Origin of the sequence: Ruegeria sp. PrR005 (assembly GCF_010500245.1) — a bacterium.
Classification (GTDB): domain Bacteria; phylum Pseudomonadota; class Alphaproteobacteria; order Rhodobacterales; family Rhodobacteraceae; genus Ruegeria_B; species Ruegeria_B marisflavi.
In genome coordinates this window covers 17,420-31,890 of sequence record NZ_JAAGOX010000056.1, presented here as the reverse complement: position 1 = coordinate 31,890, position 14,471 = coordinate 17,420, and the positions used below count along the sequence as shown (strand labels likewise).

The following is a 14,471-nucleotide window of genomic DNA, read 5'->3' as shown; positions in this document are numbered from 1 at the left end:
GCCGTGCGTGCTCAGCGATCCAGCAAGGCATCCAGCTCTTCCTGATAGGCGAAAAGCGCCGCCTGGCCGCCGGTGTGCAGCAGCACGACCTTTTGACCTTTGCCGATGATGCCCTGACGCAGCAGGCCGAGCAGCCCGGCAAAGGTCTTGGCGGTATAGACCGGGTCGAGGAACACGCCTTCGGTCCGCGCCATCAGGGTCAGCGCCTCTTGCGTGGTCTCTCCGACCAGACCATAGCCCGGCGCAAGCGCGCCATCCCACAGGCTGATCCCGCCCAGCACACGCGCCGGGTCGAACTCCACGAGACCGGAAAGCCGGGTCAGCACGGTCTCGATACGCCGGTGTTGCTGGTCGGCGTCGCGGCGCACACAGATGCCGTAGACCGGCGCCGCGTGCCCGGCAAGGCGCAGGCCGGTGAGGAACCCGGCATGGGTGGAGCCGCTGCCCGAGGGCACCACCGCGGCGTCGAAATCATCCATCTGCCCGAGCAGCTCGGCGCCCCCGGCGACATAGCCCAGCGCGCCCAGCGGCGAATGATCGGAACCAAGATGGATGACATAGGGTTTGCGCCCTTCGGCCCGCAGCGCCTCGGCCCGCCGGTGCAGGGCGGCATCGGCGCCGCTCTCGTCTTCGCCCACCGGAAAGCGGATATGTTCGGCGCCAAGGATCCGGGCCAGCAGCACGTTGCCGGAGCTGTGGTAGAGATCGCCCATGCCGGGCACGCGCTCTTCCAGTTGCAGGATTGCCCGCATCCCGAGCCGCGCCGCCGCGGCCGCCGCGGCGCGCACGAAATTCGACTGTACCGCGCCCGTGATCAGAACCGTGTCAGCCCCCCGGGCCAGCGCGTCGCCAAAGTAGAATTCCAGTTGTCGGGTCTTGTTGCCCCCGAAGCTCAGCCCGGTCAGATCGTCGCGCTTCATCCAGAGGTCGATGTCCAGCAGGTTGGACAAACGGTCGAGCCGTTCGACCGGGGTTGCGCCCGACATCAACGTGGCGCGCGGAAAACGCGCGAGGCTCTCGGTTACTTCGGTGGCTGCCTTCATGTCGATTGTCCACCCAAGGCAGCGGCCAAAACGGTCCGGGCAGCCTGTTGTCCTGGCCTCAGGTTACCGCTGTGCCCCGCGCAAAGCCAACAGTTTCAGAAAACTCACAGGCCCCCGCGCCAATGCAAGGGCGACGGGACGAACATGTATCCATGCGGCATGCCCCGTCAGGTCCGAGGCATGCCGGGGTGCATTGGCTACTTGCGATGGATCGCCGAGATCTTGGTGATCCCGTCCTCGCCGGCGGTTTCATAGACGATATGTACCTCGTCACCCGAAACGAGCCCCTCGGGCACCTCGGCCACGAATTCCAGCGACCAGACGGTCTTGTCGTCGAGAACGATCAGACCGTCCACGCGATCATAGGCCAGAATGGTGCCGGTGACCTCGTCAGCAAGGACCGGAGTCGCGACGAGCAGGGTTGCAGCAAGGAAAAAGCCGCGCATTGGGGTGCTCCTTTGAGCATGGGTTGAAACCGAATGGTAAATGGGGAGGTTCCGGTCGCGCGCAAGTGCCGTCAAAAAATAATTAAACTTTTGTTTTTCAATGTACTAGAAGACACCCGGGACCCATCCAAATGTTTGCCATCACGCCGCCACATTCAAGCGTCACCCTTGGGCCATGTCCGAATTGCAAGCCATCCGCCAAGCGCTCTATCCCGAGTTGGCCCAGACCGGCCAGCCTGCCCCGTCGCGCCGTCAGAAACGCGCCGAACGGACCCGGGCGCGGGCACTGTCGCCACTGCGGATCGTGATGCTTCTGGCCTCGATCCCGGTGCTGACCGCGACCACCGCGCTGGGGGTTTTCATCCGCACCAGCCCCTATGAGCCCGAGCTTGCGCTGCGGCATCTGGCCGCGCTGGCCGGGTGCGAGGTGGCGCATTCCGTCGGCCTTGCGCCGTCTCAGGTTGGCGGGCCGGGCTATCATGCCCGCAACGATACCGATCTGGATGGCATCGCCTGCGATGCCCCGCCTGCACTGGCGGCCATGACCCCGACAAGCGACGCGCCACCCCGCCAGCAGCCGGGCGCCGCGAAATTCGTCCGGCCCTGACCGGTTGGCGCGGCTCGCTTTGCCCGGAACGCTTAGGCGACCCGCTGGCCGCGCGACCAGACCGATTGCAGAGCCGGCACCCCTTCGCGCATCCGGAACTGGATCAGGTCGGCCCGCAGCCCCGGCGCGATCTCGCCCCGGTCGTGCAGCCCCACCGCGTGGGCAGGTGTCCGTGTCACCGTGGCCAGTCCCCGGGCCAGATCGCCCCACAACTCGCCCAGCCGCACCGCCGAAAAGAGCAGCGCCGAAGGCACGTAATCCGAGCTGAGGATGTCGAGCAGGCCGCGTTCGGCCAGATCCTGTGCCGCCACATTGCCGGAATGTGACCCGCCCCGGATCAGGTTCGGCGCCCCCATGATCACCTTGATGCCATGGGCATGGCAGGCCTCGGCCGCCTCGATCGTGGTGGGAAACTCGGCCAGGCGGATACCGTGGCCCGCCGACAGCGCCACCTGTTCGGGCGTCGTGTCGTCGTGGCTGGCCAGCACCGACCCCAGCCGCGCCGCGGCCTTGACCGTCTCGGCCTCGTGCCGGTCGCCATTACGCTCGCGCAGCATCCTGAGATGGCTGATATGTTGCAGGAACGTATCGTCATCCATCGCATTCCTGCCCTTCATATAGGTTTCAAGCTTGGCCATGTCGCGGAACTGCCGCTGGCCCGGCGTGTGATCCATCAGCGAGACCAGACCGACCCGGTCCTCGGGTGTGAACTCGTCCAGCTCCTCGACCAGGGTTTCCGAACAGACCTCGGCCCGCAGATGCAGGAAATGGCTGATCTTCAGCGCCTCCGCCTCGCGCAACTGCCACAGCTCGCGCGACAGGCTGCGGGCGTATCTCAGGTAGCGCCCCGCGCCCGAGGGGATCGATCCCACCCGCATCGCATCGAACACCGTGGTGATGCCGGTACTGGCCAGTTCCGCGTCATGGGCCAGGATGGCGGCGGCATGCGGCCAGTCAACCTTGGGACGCGGCTGGATATGGCGTTCAAGATTGTCGGTATGCAGCTCCACCAGCCCTGGCGCCAGCATATCACCGCCGCAATCGACGGCACCGGCGGGCACGCGCGCGCTCTGGGCGATCTCGGCGATGGTTCCATCCACCACCCGCAGGCTGCCGGTCACGGTTTCGCCGGGCAGAACCAGCGTGGCATTGGCAAGGATCATTTCATCTGTCATCTGAACTTCATCTGGTTGGAGCATGGGTGAAGGCCACGACATAGGAGGCCAATGTGACATTCCTGCGATACGCGATCTATTTCCTGCCGCCCGCGTCCGCGGCCTGGACAGGGTTCGGCGCCGCCTGGCTGGGCTGGGATGTCGAGACCGGGCAGGAGGTGGCGCATCCAGAAGGCACCGGACTGGATGTGGCCGCACTGACCGCAACGCCGCGCAAATACGGGCTGCATGCCACGATGAAACCGCCGTTTCGCCTGACCGGGGGGCAGGATATCGACGCGCTGCACCGGGCCTGCGCAGAGCTGGCCGCCCGCCGCCCGGCGGTGACGCTGGAGGAGCTGGAGATCGCCCGGCTGGGCCGGTTCCTCGCCCTGCGCCCGGTGGGGGACCTGACCGAGCTGAACGCGCTGGCGGCGGCCTGCGTCACCGAGTTGGACCCGTTTCGCGCCCCCGCTACGCCGCAGGAGCTGGCGCGCCGCCGCGCCGCCCGGCTCACCCCGGCGCAGGACGCGCATCTGACCCACTGGGGCTATCCCTATGTGCTCGACCAGTTCCGTTTTCACATCACCCTGACCGGACGGCTGGACGATGACTTGCTGGCGCGGGCGCAGGCCCTGTTGCAGGACCGCCTCGGGCCCTTGCTGCCGGTGCCGTTCACCCTGGGTGATCTGGCCCTGGTGGGCGAGGCCGCAGATGGCCGGTTTCACCTGATCCATCGCTACGCGCTTTCCCGCTGAAGATGGGCCAGAACCGCCTCGACCGTGCGGTCGAGCGGGCCTGAATTGTCGATCGTGATCACCCGGCGCAGCCCCTCGGGCAGGGCCATGTCGGCGCGCCCCAGCCGTTGCGCCTGACCTGCCGCATCCTCGCGCCCGCGCGCGGCCAGCCGCGCTGCCAGCACCTCGGGCCGCGCTGTCAGGGACAGCACTGTAAAGGGGCGAAACACCTCCTGCGCGCGTAAGAGTACGCCGCGCGACAAGTTGACCAGCAACGCCCGCGCCCCTGCACGTTCCGCGTCCGAGGGCATCGGAATGCCATAGCTCAGCCCATGCGCCTGCCAGCTCAAGGCAAAACCGCCCACCGCGCGCATCGCGTCGAAGGTTTGTTGCGAGACGCCGGTGAACGGCTCGCCACCTGCCTCTTCCGACCGGGTGATCACCCGGCGGATCAGGCGCAACCCCGGGTCACGCGCGGCAAGTGCGGCCATGACGCTGTCCTTGCCCACGCCCGAAGGCCCCACCACCGCGATCACCGGAACCCGCCTCATGCCGCAGCCCCAGGCGTAAAGCCCGAGACATCGACCACCCGGTCGCAGACCCGCATCCGCGCTTCGACATCGTGAAAGATGCCGACGATGGCCGCGCCGCGCGCCTTGGCCTCTGCGATCAGGTCCAGCACCACGGCGCGGTTCTCGGCGTCGAGGCTTGCGGTCGGCTCGTCCAGCAACATCGCCGGATAGGCATGGGCAAAGCCGCGCGCGATGTTCACCCGCTGCTGCTCGCCCCCGGAAAAGGTGGTGGGGCTCAGCGACCAGAGCCGCTCGGGAATGTTGAGCCGCCTGAGCAGCACCTCGGCCCGCGCCCGCGCCGCCTCGGGGTCCACGCCCAGCGCCAAAAGCGGTTCGGCCACCACCTCGACGGTCGGCACACGTGGCACTACCCGCAGGAACTGGCTGACATAGCCCAGCACTTCGCGCCTCAATCGCAGGATCTCGCGCGGCTCGGCCCGGACCACGTCCAGCCCGCCCACGAGGACAGAGCCCGAGGCCGCCAGGTAATTGCCATAGATCACCCGCATCAGGGTGGACTTACCCGCCCCTGACGCACCGGTCAGCGCCACACATTCGCCGGGCGCCACATACAGCGAAGCGCCTTCCATCACCCGGATCACCGCGCCGCCCTGATTGTGCAGGGTGAAACTCTTGCTCACGTCACGGATGTCGATCATCCCAAATCCCTTTCATTTCGCCCCAAATACTCCGGGGGAGCGCCAAAGGCGCGGGGGCAGCGCCCCCTCAGACCTGCAACACACTCGACACCAGCAATTGGGTATAGCCATGCTGCGGATCGTCCAGCACCTGATCGGTGAGCCCGCTCTCGACCACACGCCCATCCTTCATCACCATCAACCGGTCGGCCAACAACCGCACCACCGCCAGGTCATGGGTGACGATGATGGCGCTCAGCCCCATCCGCCGCACCAGCCCGCGCAAAAGGTCGAGAAGACGCGCCTGCACACTCACATCCAGCCCCCCCGTGGGCTCGTCCATGAACACCAGCCGCGGCCCGGTCACCAGATTGCGCGCAATCTGCAAGCGTTGCTGCATGCCGCCGGAAAAGGCCGAAGGCCGGTCGTCGATCCGGGCGCCGTCGATCTCGACGCGGTCCAGCCAGTCGAGCGCCGCCGCTCGGATGCGGCCATAATGCCGGTCGCCCACCGCCATCAGCCGCTCGCCGATATTGCCGCCCGCAGACACCGACATGCGCAGCCCGTCGCGGGCATGCTGGTGGACAAAGGCCCAGTCGGTGCGAGACAGCATCCGCCGCTCGGGTTCCGACATGGTGACCGTATCCACCGGTCCCATATGGCGGGTGTCAAAAATCACCTGCCCCGCATCGGGCGCCAGATGCCCGGCCAGACAGTTGAGCAGCGTCGACTTGCCCGAGCCGCTTTCGCCCACGATCCCCATCACCTCGCCGGGATAGAGATCGAAGCTCACATCGGTGCAACCGATCCGCGCGCCATAGCGCTTTTCGATCCCTGCGACCCGCAACAAAGGGCTCATCGCTCACCTCCCGCGCCCAGGATTTTGAAAAAATCCTGTCCAAAAAATTTCGTGGAAATTTTTTCCCCCGTTCCGACCGATGCGCTCATGCCGCAGCCTCGCGGCGCGACCGGCAGTAATCGGTGTCGGAACAGACAAACATCCGCGTCCCCGCATCGTCCATGATCACCTCGTCCAGATAGCTGTCTTCGGCGCCGCAGAGGTCGCAGGCGTGATCGGCCTTCGTGGCCTCGAACGGGTAATCCTCGAAATCGAGGCTGACGACGCGGGTATAGGGCGGTACCGCATAGATGCGCTGTTCGCGCCCTGCGCCAAAGAGCTGGATCGCCGCCATCTCCATCTTGGGGTTGTCGAATTTCGGGATCGGGCTTGGGTCCATCACATAACGCTCCGCCACCCGCACCGGATAGGCATAGGCGGTCGAGATCGCGCCGTGCTGGCTGATGTCTTCGTAAAGCTTCACATGCATCAGCCCGTACTCCTGAAGGCTGTGCATCTTGCGCGTCTCGGTCTCGCGCGGCTCCAGAAACCGCAGCGGTTCGGGGATCGGCACCTGATAGACCAGGATCTGATCCTCGGTCAGCTCCGCCTCGGGGATACGGTGGCGGGTCTGGATCACCGTTGCATCCTGCGTCATCTCGGTCGTGGCCACCCCGGCCGTGCGTTCAAAGAACTTGCGGATCGACACCGCGTTGGTGGTGTCGTCGGCGCCCTGGTCTATGACCTTCAACCGGTCCTCGGGAGTCAGCGTCGCGGCCGAGACCTGCACGCCCCCGGTGCCCCACCCATAGGGCATTGGCATCTCACGGCTGGCAAAGGGCACCTGATATCCCGGTACCGCCAGCCCCTTGAGGATGGCGCGGCGGATCATCCGCTTGGTCTGTTCGTCGAGATAGGCGAAGTTATAGTCGGACATTCAGGAACCCGCCTTCTGAAAGGAGACGCATTGGAGGACATGGTTTTCACAGCGATATTGCTGCTTGTTACGATTCTGATCTGCTGGATAGATGTGGCGCGGAGGAGACGGCGGCGCGACACCCTTCGCCAAGACGACAGCGGCGTTTGGATCTGGACCGGGTCTGACGGCCGCGAACACCGCTCGCATACCCATCCCGACGCCCCGGGCGGAGATTGGCATTCGTCCGATTTCGGCGGCGATTCCTTTGGCGGCGGAGACGGTGGAGGCGATTGAGATCATTCCGCCGCCTCCCGATGTGCGATGCGCTCTTCCGCCTCGCGGCGCAGTTTGCGCACCAGTTCCAGTTCCGACTGGAAATCGACGTAATGGGGCAACTTGATATGCTCCAGAAACCCGGTGGCCTGGATATTGTCGCAATGGCTGAGCACAAATTCCTCGTCCTGCGCCGGGGCGCCCAGATTGTCCTCGCCCAGCTCCTGCCAGCGCAGGGCGCGGTCGACCAGCGCCATGGAGATTGCCTTGCGCTCGGATTGACCGAACACCAGCCCATAACCTCGGGTGAATTGCGGCGGTTCGATCTTGGAGCCCTTGAACTGGTTGACCGTCTCGCATTCGGTCAGCTCGACCTCGCCGATCTCGATGGCAAAGCCCAGTTCGGGGATCTCCATCTCGACCGTGACCCGCCCGATGCGCAGCTCGCCGACAAAGGCGTGGTTGCGCGCGTATCCGCGCTGGGTGGAATAGGCCATGCCCAGCACAAACCCCTCATCCCCGCGCGCCAGCGATTGCAGGCGCAGGGCGCGGTCGGCGGGAAATTCCAGCGGTTCGCGGGTCAGGTCGCGCGGCGCGACCTCGCTTTCGGGTTCGGACTGGATCAGCCCCTCTTGCCCCAGGAACTCGGTGATATGCGGCGTTGGCTCGCGACGCGGCGGCGCGCTTGGTGCGGGCGGCACCGCGCCCTCTGCGGCCAGTTTGAAATCCAACAGGCGATGGGTGTAGTCGAAGGTCGGCCCCAGAACCTGCCCGCCCGGCGCGTCCTTGAACGTCGCCGAGATGCGCCGATCGCAGGCCATCGCGCCGGTATCGACCGCGCGGCTTGCGCCAAAGCGCGGCAGGGTGGTGCGATAGGCGCGGATCAGAAAGATCGCCTCGATCAGGTCGCCGCGCGCCTGCTTGATCGCCAGCGCGGCCAGGTCGGGGTCATAGAGCGAGCCCTCGGCCATCACCCGGTTGACCGCCAGGCTCAATTGTTCGCGGATCTGGGAGAGGGAGAGTTCAGCGACCGACGTATCGCCCCGCCGTTCTTCGGCCAGCCAGGCATGGGCGTTCTCGATGGCGCGCTCGCCCCCTTTGACGGCAACATACATGGCCTAGCCCTCCGCACGGATGGTGGTGCTGCGGGGCAGGGCCGCAACCCGGTCGCCACAGGTGAAGAAAAAATCGCAGCCCAGCGGGTAAAGCATCGCGTTGCCCTGCAACGCGCCCGCGTCCGGCAGCGACAGGCGGGCCGTGTCGCGGATACCCGGACCGCTCAGCTCCGCGCCCACGTTCTCCAGTGTTTCGCATTCAACGATCAAAGTCGCAGAACGGTCGGGATATTCCGGCGTGCCGATCCGGTAGCGCGACAGCGGCATCAGGTCGGCCCAGCTACCCAGCGCGAAATCGGCCTCACCGGCGTCGCAGAGCGGCGCGCCGGTGTGAAAGCTCAGCCATTGGCGCACCGCGTCATTATCCGCCGCCCCACCCAGATGCACCCGCGTTTCCGGGTCGCAGAGCGTCAGCAACAGCGTACCTGCCGCTACAGACAAAGGCGCGGGTGGCGCGGCGCCTGCGATCCTGCGGATATCGCCCGGTCGCGCCATGGCGGTCATCGCCGCGCGAAAGGCATGCGCCGCATCGACAGGCGCGTCGCGAAAGCCACCGGCATAAAGGTTCGATCCGTCCATCAATCCTCTCCCCTGACCAGCGTGAAGAACTCGACCTTGGTGGCGGCGGCCCGGGCCGCGCGGGTTTCGGCGCGCTCGGCCATCTGGGCGGCCAATGGGGCCAGCACCAGGGCGCGGATACGTTCGGCGGCCTCGGTCTGCATCAAGGCGTCGATCAGCGCCGCCGCCTCGGCCTTGGCCCGCGAACGGCCCTGCACATAGGCATGACCCACCGTGCCATCCGCCAATGCGAGGGCGCAGCGCGTCACGGTCATCTCGCCCAGGTTGAAAGGGGCGCCGGTGCCACCGGCGCGGCCCCGCACCATCACGCCACCGGTCTCGGGCGCGCGCAGCCAGTCATAGGCGGGGCGCGCTTCGACCCGGTCCCACAGCGCCATCAGCGCCGCCTCGGGCGCGCGGGCCAAGAGGCCCATCCAGCCCTGCCGCGCCGCCGTCTCTTTCTCTTGATCTGCCATAAAAGCCTCTTGGCCCGGTTGTCTACATTCACTATACAACTAGACAAATATTAGCGGGTTGCCCCCCATCCCGCAATCCACCCAACGATGAAGTTTTGATGACATGAGCCGCAGCCCCGTCTGGAAGACCATCGCGTTGAGCCTGACCGAAGACATCGCCGAGGGCCGCTATGGCGCGGGCGACCAACTGCCGACCGAGGCGCAGCTGGCCGCGACCCATGGGGTCAACCGGCACACGGTGCGCCGGGCGCTGGCGGATCTGGCCGATCAGGGGCTGGTGCACGCGCGGCGCGGCGCGGGCGTCTTTGTCACCGCCCGGCCCACCGATTACGCCATCGGCAAGCGGGTGCGGTTTCACAAGAACATCGCCGCCGGGGGCCGCATTCCGGGCAAACGCATCCTGACCTTGCTGACCCGCGCCGCAGACGCGACCGAGGCCGAGGCGTTGCGCCTGCCCGCAGGCGCGCGCGTGCATGTCTATGACGGGCTGTCGTTGGCCGACGGTCAGCCCATCGCCGTGTTCCAGAGCGTGTTTCCCGCCGACCGTTTTCCGGGCCTGCCCGAGGCGCTGACCGAAACCCGATCCGTCACCGCCGCCCTGCAACGGATGGGGGTTGCCGATTTTACCCGGGTCTGGACCCGACTGACAGCGCGCCCCGCCACAGCCACACAGGCTCTGCACCTGCGGCTGAACGAGGGGGCGCCGCTGCTCCATACGACCGGCGTGAACGTGGACCCCGAAGGCCGGCCGGTGGAATACGGCCGCACCTGGTTTGCCGGTGACCGGGTGACGCTGACCGTGGGTGCGGACTGAGCCGCCCTTTGATCGGCATCAATGTACAGACGGCGCGACCATGGCTAGGTTGCGGATATGAGCGAAACCAACCCCACCGGGCTCGACGCCTATAAACCCGCCGAAATCGCCCGCCTGGTGGAAACCGCAGGCGTGGCCAAGGCCGGGCTCAGCACCGGCCAGACCCTGACGCTTGCGGTGCTTGCGGGGGTCTTCATCGGCTTTGGCGGCGCGGCCTATACGATGGTGATGACCGGCGCGGATGCGGGCTTTGGTCCGGCGCGGTTTCTGGGCGGGGTAGTGTTCTCGCTGGGGCTGATCCTGGTCATCGTTGGCGGCGCCGAGCTGTTTACCGGCAACGCGCTGATGGTGATGGCGGCGGTGGACCGGCGGATCACTCTGTCCGCGCTGTTGCGCAATTGGGGCCTGGTCTATCTGGGCAATCTGGTGGGGTCCGTGGGGCTGGCGCTGGCTTTTGGCCTGACGGGCCTGTTGGACGGGCCGATGGGCGACACCGCGCAGGCCATCGCGCGCGGCAAGGCGGCGCTGGATCCCGGCGCGGCCTTCATGCGCGGGATGCTGTGCAATGCGCTGGTCTGCCTCGCGGTCTGGCTGACCTTTGCCGCGCGCACGGCGGCGGGCAAGATCCTGGCCATCCTCTGGCCGATCTCGGGGTTCGTCCTGCTGGGGCTGGAACACTCGGTGGCCAATATGTACCTGATCCCGCAGGGGATATTGGCCGGGGCTGAGGTGACGCTAAGCGCGGCGCTGGCGAACCTGCTCTGGGTCACGCTGGGCAATATCCTGGGCGGGGCGGGCGGTGTGGCGCTGGCCTATCGCTTTGCCTATCTGCGTCAGAGCCCATGATGACCGACCCCTACCTGCCCGCCAATGCCGAAACCCGCGCCCAGGCCCGCGCCCTGATCGATACCGCGCGGCACGCCGCGTTGGCGGTGCTGCAACCGGGTGGCCAGAGCCCCTCGGTCAGCCGCATCGCGCTGGCCACCGATGCGCAAGGCATGCCCGTCTCGCTGATCTCGGCTCTTGCCGCCCATAGCGCCGCTTTGGAGGCGACCCCCGCCTGCGCCCTGCTGATCGGGGAGCCGGGCACCAAAGGCGACCCGCTGACTCATCCGCGCCTGACCCTGCACTGCATCGCGCAGGTGATCGCGCGCGGCACGCCCGGACATGACAGCCTGCGCGCCCGCTATCTGGAGCAGCGGCCCAAGGCGGGGCTTTATGCCGATTTCGGCGATTTCCGATTTGTCCGCTTTGCCATCAGCGATGGCCTGCTGAATGCCGGTTTCGGCAAGGCGGTACGGCTGACCGGCGAGGAGCTGTCGCCATAGCGGCAGATCGCGTCAGGCGCGGCGGCGCGGATGCTCGTCCTCGACCCGCAGCACGACACCGGCGAACGAGGCGCTGCCACGCAGGAACAGATCGGGGTCTCGCACCTGGGGATAGGTCTCGGCCCAGTCGCGGTAGCGGTCATTGGTGACGATGCGCGCGCCCAGTTTCTCGGCCTGCGCCAGCAGCAACGGATCGGCCGGCCTGCCCTTGGGGGCAACCTTGATACAGGCCGAAGGGTAGCGCAGCGCCCGCGACAGGTCGCGCGGACCCATGTAGTGCGACCCGACCTCGTAACCGACATTGGCGTCGAACCACAGAACCGGGGTCCAGCCATGCAGAACCAGCGCCTCTATGCAGTGCCGGACAGTCTCCAGCCGGGGCGTGTCATCGCGCCAGAACATCACATTGGACCCATCGACGACGATCCATTGCGAGGGGGGCCGCGTCCGGGCGCGGATCAGCAGCAGCAGGCTGGCCACAAAGCCCGCAGCGGCCAGCAACAGGGCAGGAGAGAGAATCGGACCGATGCTCAGAACGGACCAGGTGAACAGGGCAAGCGACAGCAACAGAATCAAGAACGATACGACCATAGGTTGATCGTATCGCTTATTCAGTCGCTTGAGGCAATATCAACGGTGACCTGGGGTGAACTTAGCGCACCACATGCACCGCGCATTGCGCATGACGGACAACCTTTGCAGCAGTGGAGCCCAAGAGCAGATCCTGCATCCCCGGCCGGTGCGAGGAGATGATGATCAGGTCGGGCTTGTTGGTCTCGGCCCAGTCCAGGATCGAGCGGCCCGAATGCCCCTCGATCAGCACACCGGTGGCATTGGGTAGACCGGCGGCCATCTTGTCCAGCTCGCCTTTCAGCGCCTTGCGCGCCTCGGCCAGATAGTCGGGCGGCATATACGAGATCGCATAGGCCGGAATATGCTCGACCACATGCAACAGCGTGATCCGCGCCTCGGGCGTGGCCAGCAGTCTGGCCAGCTTCAGCGGGCCCGAGACGTCGCGCTCGGAATCGAACGAAATGGGGATGAGGATATTGTGATACATGGTTCGCGCCTCCGTTAGGGATAGGCGCAGAATGCCGTGCCGCCCGCGCCCGTGCCTTGATCCAGATCAGCCTTTTTCAGCGGTTTCAACTGGCGTCAAAGGTCTCGGCCACCTCGTACATCACCGGCTCAAAGCTTTTGCACATCTCGTTCAGCTTGCGGTTTCTCTCTCGCATTTCGGGGGTGCGCAGCATGGCCAGGAAATCCTCGCGCCGCCGCCATTGCGAGTAATTGGCGATGCGGGTCTGGGCGTCGTTCACATGCAGGCCGGCGGCGATGAATCCGGGTTGTTTCGAGATGAACTCGGCATAGGCATCGGTCAGCGCCTCGAGCAGATCCTGACAGGTGCCCGGCGTCATCTCGAATGTGGTGATCACGGTTTGCACCGGGGCGGCCTTGACGATCTTGGGCATGGGGGTCTCCTTCTCCTGCCCTTTCAGCCTATCACAGCTTTTCCAGCGCGCGCTCTATTTCCTGCATCAATCCAGTCACTTCGGCATGGGCCGGGCCCTTGGGCGCCTCCAGCGCCGCGCGCCCCTGCCCCAATGTCTCGGCATAGACCACGCGGTTCGCCATCACCGCCTGCGCCAGTTCCGCCTTCATCTCACCGGCCTTGGCCGCCACATCCTGTGCCAGCCGGGTTCCGGGGCGGTTGCGGGTCATCACCATCAGCGCGGGCTTTTCCTCGCGCTCGGCCAGGTACAGCACCATTTCCACCGCCCACAGGTCCAGATGCGAGGTCGCCACCGGGATCAGCACCAGATCGGCCTCGCGCAGCGCAGGGCGCAGATCGCTGTCAGCCTTGGGCGGGGTGTCGATGATGACGATGTCATGCTCCTTGGCCAGTTTGCGCACCTCGTAACTCACGCCCCAGGCCGAGGCGGTAGAAAACTCCAGCCCCGGCTCGCCGCCCGCCTCGAGCCGCGCCATGAACCAGCGCCCGGCCGACCCCTGCGGGTCGGTATCCATCAGCGCAACCCGTTTGCCCGCACGGGCAAAGGCAACGGCCAGATTGACCGCCAGCGTGGTCTTGCCCGACCCGCCCTTCTGTTGCGCGACCGTGATCACCTGTCCCATGGGGGCCCTCCATCATGCCGCATTGCAGCATAGAGGTCCAACCGCAGAGCACAACGGCGATTCGCCCCATTCTCCTGCGGCATGGCGGCCCGATAGCCCATCCTAACGCTTCGTTAACCAATCGCGGCAAGGCTGAGGCCAGAGGGACGCGATGGGACGGGTGCTGCTTGCCTTATGGATCTGCCTCGTCGTGGCCGGTCAGGCCGCGGCGGGCGCGTGGCTGCGCGAGCGCGGCACAGGGTTCACCTCGGCCACCGCCACACTCTACCGGTTCAACGGCTTCGTGGATTACAAGACCACCGCCTATGGCGAATGGGGCGTGACCGATCGCTGGACGCTGGGTTTCGACGTGAATGAACAGCCGGGCCTGGCCGGTCACGCCTTGCTGTTCCTGCGCTATCCGCTGGCCGACCTGGGTCAGCGCGGGCGCTTTGCTGTCGAGGCTGGCGTGGGCGGCCATCACTGGCTGGGCGCGTGGAGCCCGATGACAAAACTCACCCTGTCTTATGGCAAGGGTCTCGATTCCCGCTGGGGGCACGGCTGGTTCGCCGCCGACGCCGGGTGGGAACGCCGATTTGGCACCGCGACAGAGATTTTCAAGCTCGATTTCACCGCGGGCCTTGCCACACCGCGCCGCATCGACCCGATGCTGCAACTGGAAACCGCCTATGTCTCCGGCCTGCCGGTTTTCTGGACCCTCACGCCCGCGCTGCTGATCGACGCGGGCAAGGGCGGCACCTGGGTGGTCGGGCTGGAACGGAAATCGGACCTGCCCGGCACCATCGGGCTGAAACTCGGCTTCTGGCGCAGTTTCTGA

General features: G+C 66.2%; 21 protein-coding genes. 6 read left to right on the top strand and 15 right to left on the bottom strand.

All coding sequences use genetic code 11. The features are described from left to right. Window positions 1–11: 11 nt before the first annotated feature. Together G0P99_RS22610 and G0P99_RS22605 are read right to left on the bottom strand one after the other, a co-directional pair. Window positions 12–1,043 (bottom strand): D-cysteine desulfhydrase family protein, encoded by a 1,032-nt coding sequence (locus tag G0P99_RS22610; protein WP_164132760.1) that lies wholly within the window; start codon window positions 1,041–1,043, stop codon window positions 12–14. 197 nt (window positions 1,044–1,240) lie between these two features. Further along, the gene (locus G0P99_RS22605) at window positions 1,241–1,489 is read right to left on the bottom strand and encodes a hypothetical protein (protein WP_164132759.1); all 249 of its coding nucleotides are present in this window, start codon (window positions 1,487–1,489) and stop codon (window positions 1,241–1,243) included. A gap of 175 nt (window positions 1,490–1,664) precedes the next feature. Between G0P99_RS22605 and G0P99_RS22600 the strand changes: the two genes are divergently transcribed. After that, window positions 1,665–2,096: an excalibur calcium-binding domain-containing protein gene (locus G0P99_RS22600; protein WP_164132758.1), complete on the top strand. Its 432-nt coding sequence runs from the start codon at window positions 1,665–1,667 to the stop codon at window positions 2,094–2,096. A gap of 32 nt (window positions 2,097–2,128) precedes the next feature. Here the strand turns inward: G0P99_RS22600 and G0P99_RS22595 are convergent, their stop codons facing one another. Next, a complete protein-coding gene (locus G0P99_RS22595; RefSeq protein WP_164132757.1) occupies window positions 2,129–3,271 on the bottom strand; it encodes an alpha-D-ribose 1-methylphosphonate 5-triphosphate diphosphatase in 1,143 nt (380 codons plus the stop codon). A gap of 53 nt (window positions 3,272–3,324) precedes the next feature. Here G0P99_RS22595 and G0P99_RS22590 point away from each other — a divergent pair, with 53 nt between their 5' ends. Continuing rightward, on the top strand, window positions 3,325–4,008 hold the full coding sequence (locus tag G0P99_RS22590) for a DUF1045 domain-containing protein (RefSeq protein ID WP_164132756.1): 684 nt from the start codon (window positions 3,325–3,327) through the stop codon (window positions 4,006–4,008). Here the strand turns inward: G0P99_RS22590 and G0P99_RS22585 are convergent. The 8 genes from G0P99_RS22585 to phnG all read right to left on the bottom strand — a co-directional run bounded on the left by G0P99_RS22585 (window position 3,990) and on the right by phnG (window position 9,376). After that, window positions 3,990–4,538, bottom strand: coding sequence for a phosphonate metabolism protein/1,5-bisphosphokinase (PRPP-forming) PhnN (locus tag G0P99_RS22585; RefSeq protein WP_164132755.1), 549 nt, complete (start codon window positions 4,536–4,538; stop codon window positions 3,990–3,992). The two genes, G0P99_RS22590 and G0P99_RS22585, sit on opposite strands and share 19 nt — an antisense overlap. Continuing rightward, a complete protein-coding gene (gene phnL, locus G0P99_RS22580) occupies window positions 4,535–5,218 on the bottom strand; it encodes a phosphonate C-P lyase system protein PhnL (RefSeq protein ID WP_164132754.1) in 684 nt (227 codons plus the stop codon). The genes G0P99_RS22585 and phnL overlap by 4 nt, the downstream gene beginning before the upstream one ends. 67 nt (window positions 5,219–5,285) lie before the next feature. Further along, the gene (phnK, locus tag G0P99_RS22575) at window positions 5,286–6,056 is read right to left on the bottom strand and encodes a phosphonate C-P lyase system protein PhnK (protein ID WP_164132753.1); all 771 of its coding nucleotides are present in this window, start codon (window positions 6,054–6,056) and stop codon (window positions 5,286–5,288) included. An 85-nt stretch (window positions 6,057–6,141) separates the two neighbouring features. After that, window positions 6,142–6,972: an alpha-D-ribose 1-methylphosphonate 5-phosphate C-P-lyase PhnJ gene (locus tag G0P99_RS22570; RefSeq protein ID WP_164132752.1), complete on the bottom strand. Its 831-nt coding sequence runs from the start codon at window positions 6,970–6,972 to the stop codon at window positions 6,142–6,144. Continuing rightward, window positions 6,973–7,254 (bottom strand): hypothetical protein, encoded by a 282-nt coding sequence (locus tag G0P99_RS22565; RefSeq protein ID WP_164132751.1) that lies wholly within the window; start codon window positions 7,252–7,254, stop codon window positions 6,973–6,975. Continuing rightward, entirely contained in the window at window positions 7,251–8,342 is a 1,092-nt protein-coding gene (locus G0P99_RS22560) for a carbon-phosphorus lyase complex subunit PhnI (RefSeq protein WP_164132750.1), read from the bottom strand. Before G0P99_RS22560 ends, G0P99_RS22565 begins: the two co-directional genes overlap by 4 nt. Window positions 8,343–8,345: 3 nt before the next feature. Then, window positions 8,346–8,921, bottom strand: coding sequence for a phosphonate C-P lyase system protein PhnH (gene phnH, locus G0P99_RS22555; RefSeq protein WP_164132749.1), 576 nt, complete (start codon window positions 8,919–8,921; stop codon window positions 8,346–8,348). Next, window positions 8,921–9,376 carry a phosphonate C-P lyase system protein PhnG gene (phnG, locus tag G0P99_RS22550; protein WP_164132748.1) on the bottom strand — a complete coding sequence of 152 codons (456 nt, stop codon included), beginning with the start codon at window positions 9,374–9,376 and terminating at the stop codon, window positions 8,921–8,923. Before phnG ends, phnH begins: the two co-directional genes overlap by 1 nt. Window positions 9,377–9,479: 103 nt before the next feature. On the opposite strand from phnG, the gene phnF reads away from it, so the two are divergent. The 3 genes from phnF to G0P99_RS22535 are packed head-to-tail and all read left to right on the top strand — an operon-like array spanning window position 9,480 to window position 11,518. Further along, window positions 9,480–10,190 (top strand): phosphonate metabolism transcriptional regulator PhnF, encoded by a 711-nt coding sequence (gene phnF, locus G0P99_RS22545; RefSeq protein WP_164132747.1) that lies wholly within the window; start codon window positions 9,480–9,482, stop codon window positions 10,188–10,190. 57 nt (window positions 10,191–10,247) lie between these two features. Further along, the gene (locus G0P99_RS22540; protein ID WP_164132746.1) at window positions 10,248–11,036 is read left to right on the top strand and encodes a formate/nitrite transporter family protein; all 789 of its coding nucleotides are present in this window, start codon (window positions 10,248–10,250) and stop codon (window positions 11,034–11,036) included. Then, a complete protein-coding gene (locus G0P99_RS22535; RefSeq protein ID WP_164132745.1) occupies window positions 11,036–11,518 on the top strand; it encodes a pyridoxamine 5-phosphate oxidase in 483 nt (160 codons plus the stop codon). The genes G0P99_RS22540 and G0P99_RS22535 overlap by 1 nt, the downstream gene beginning before the upstream one ends. Window positions 11,519–11,530: 12 nt before the next feature. Here G0P99_RS22535 and G0P99_RS22530 read toward each other — a convergent pair whose 3' ends face one another. The 4 genes from G0P99_RS22530 to parA all read right to left on the bottom strand — a co-directional run bounded on the left by G0P99_RS22530 (window position 11,531) and on the right by parA (window position 13,654). Then, window positions 11,531–12,109 (bottom strand): hypothetical protein, encoded by a 579-nt coding sequence (locus G0P99_RS22530; RefSeq protein WP_164132744.1) that lies wholly within the window; start codon window positions 12,107–12,109, stop codon window positions 11,531–11,533. Window positions 12,110–12,170: 61 nt separating this feature from the next. Beyond that, complete coding sequence (locus G0P99_RS22525; RefSeq protein ID WP_164132743.1) at window positions 12,171–12,578, bottom strand: universal stress protein; 408 nt, start codon at window positions 12,576–12,578, stop codon at window positions 12,171–12,173. An 85-nt stretch (window positions 12,579–12,663) separates the two neighbouring features. Next, window positions 12,664–12,990, bottom strand: a complete 327-nt coding sequence (locus G0P99_RS22520) for an antibiotic biosynthesis monooxygenase (RefSeq protein ID WP_164132742.1) — start codon at window positions 12,988–12,990, stop codon at window positions 12,664–12,666. Between the two features lie 31 nt (window positions 12,991–13,021). Continuing rightward, window positions 13,022–13,654: a ParA family partition ATPase gene (parA, locus tag G0P99_RS22515; RefSeq protein ID WP_164132741.1), complete on the bottom strand. Its 633-nt coding sequence runs from the start codon at window positions 13,652–13,654 to the stop codon at window positions 13,022–13,024. A gap of 151 nt (window positions 13,655–13,805) precedes the next feature. Between parA and G0P99_RS22510 the strand changes: the two genes are divergently transcribed. Next, on the top strand, window positions 13,806–14,471 hold the full coding sequence (locus G0P99_RS22510; RefSeq protein WP_164132740.1) for a hypothetical protein: 666 nt from the start codon (window positions 13,806–13,808) through the stop codon (window positions 14,469–14,471).

Coding starts and splice junctions, on each gene's coding strand:
- G0P99_RS22610 (WP_164132760.1), bottom strand. CDS start 1,043: ATGAAGGCAGCCACCGAAGTAACCGAGAGCCTCGCGCGTTTTCCGCGC.
- G0P99_RS22605 (WP_164132759.1), bottom strand. CDS start 1,489: ATGCGCGGCTTTTTCCTTGCTGCAACCCTGCTCGTCGCGACTCCGGTC.
- G0P99_RS22600 (WP_164132758.1), top strand. CDS start 1,665: ATGTCCGAATTGCAAGCCATCCGCCAAGCGCTCTATCCCGAGTTGGCC.
- G0P99_RS22595 (WP_164132757.1), bottom strand. CDS start 3,271: ATGACAGATGAAATGATCCTTGCCAATGCCACGCTGGTTCTGCCCGGC.
- G0P99_RS22585 (WP_164132755.1), bottom strand. CDS start 4,538: ATGAGGCGGGTTCCGGTGATCGCGGTGGTGGGGCCTTCGGGCGTGGGC.
- phnL (WP_164132754.1), bottom strand. CDS start 5,218: ATGATCGACATCCGTGACGTGAGCAAGAGTTTCACCCTGCACAATCAG.
- phnK (WP_164132753.1), bottom strand. CDS start 6,056: ATGAGCCCTTTGTTGCGGGTCGCAGGGATCGAAAAGCGCTATGGCGCG.
- G0P99_RS22570 (WP_164132752.1), bottom strand. CDS start 6,972: ATGTCCGACTATAACTTCGCCTATCTCGACGAACAGACCAAGCGGATG.
- G0P99_RS22565 (WP_164132751.1), bottom strand. CDS start 7,254: ATGATCTCAATCGCCTCCACCGTCTCCGCCGCCAAAGGAATCGCCGCC.
- G0P99_RS22560 (WP_164132750.1), bottom strand. CDS start 8,342: ATGTATGTTGCCGTCAAAGGGGGCGAGCGCGCCATCGAGAACGCCCAT.
- phnH (WP_164132749.1), bottom strand. CDS start 8,921: ATGGACGGATCGAACCTTTATGCCGGTGGCTTTCGCGACGCGCCTGTC.
- phnG (WP_164132748.1), bottom strand. CDS start 9,376: ATGGCAGATCAAGAGAAAGAGACGGCGGCGCGGCAGGGCTGGATGGGC.
- phnF (WP_164132747.1), top strand. CDS start 9,480: ATGAGCCGCAGCCCCGTCTGGAAGACCATCGCGTTGAGCCTGACCGAA.
- G0P99_RS22540 (WP_164132746.1), top strand. CDS start 10,248: ATGAGCGAAACCAACCCCACCGGGCTCGACGCCTATAAACCCGCCGAA.
- G0P99_RS22535 (WP_164132745.1), top strand. CDS start 11,036: ATGACCGACCCCTACCTGCCCGCCAATGCCGAAACCCGCGCCCAGGCC.
- G0P99_RS22530 (WP_164132744.1), bottom strand. CDS start 12,109: ATGGTCGTATCGTTCTTGATTCTGTTGCTGTCGCTTGCCCTGTTCACC.
- G0P99_RS22525 (WP_164132743.1), bottom strand. CDS start 12,578: ATGTATCACAATATCCTCATCCCCATTTCGTTCGATTCCGAGCGCGAC.
- G0P99_RS22520 (WP_164132742.1), bottom strand. CDS start 12,990: ATGCCCAAGATCGTCAAGGCCGCCCCGGTGCAAACCGTGATCACCACA.
- parA (WP_164132741.1), bottom strand. CDS start 13,654: ATGGGACAGGTGATCACGGTCGCGCAACAGAAGGGCGGGTCGGGCAAG.
- G0P99_RS22510 (WP_164132740.1), top strand. CDS start 13,806: ATGGGACGGGTGCTGCTTGCCTTATGGATCTGCCTCGTCGTGGCCGGT.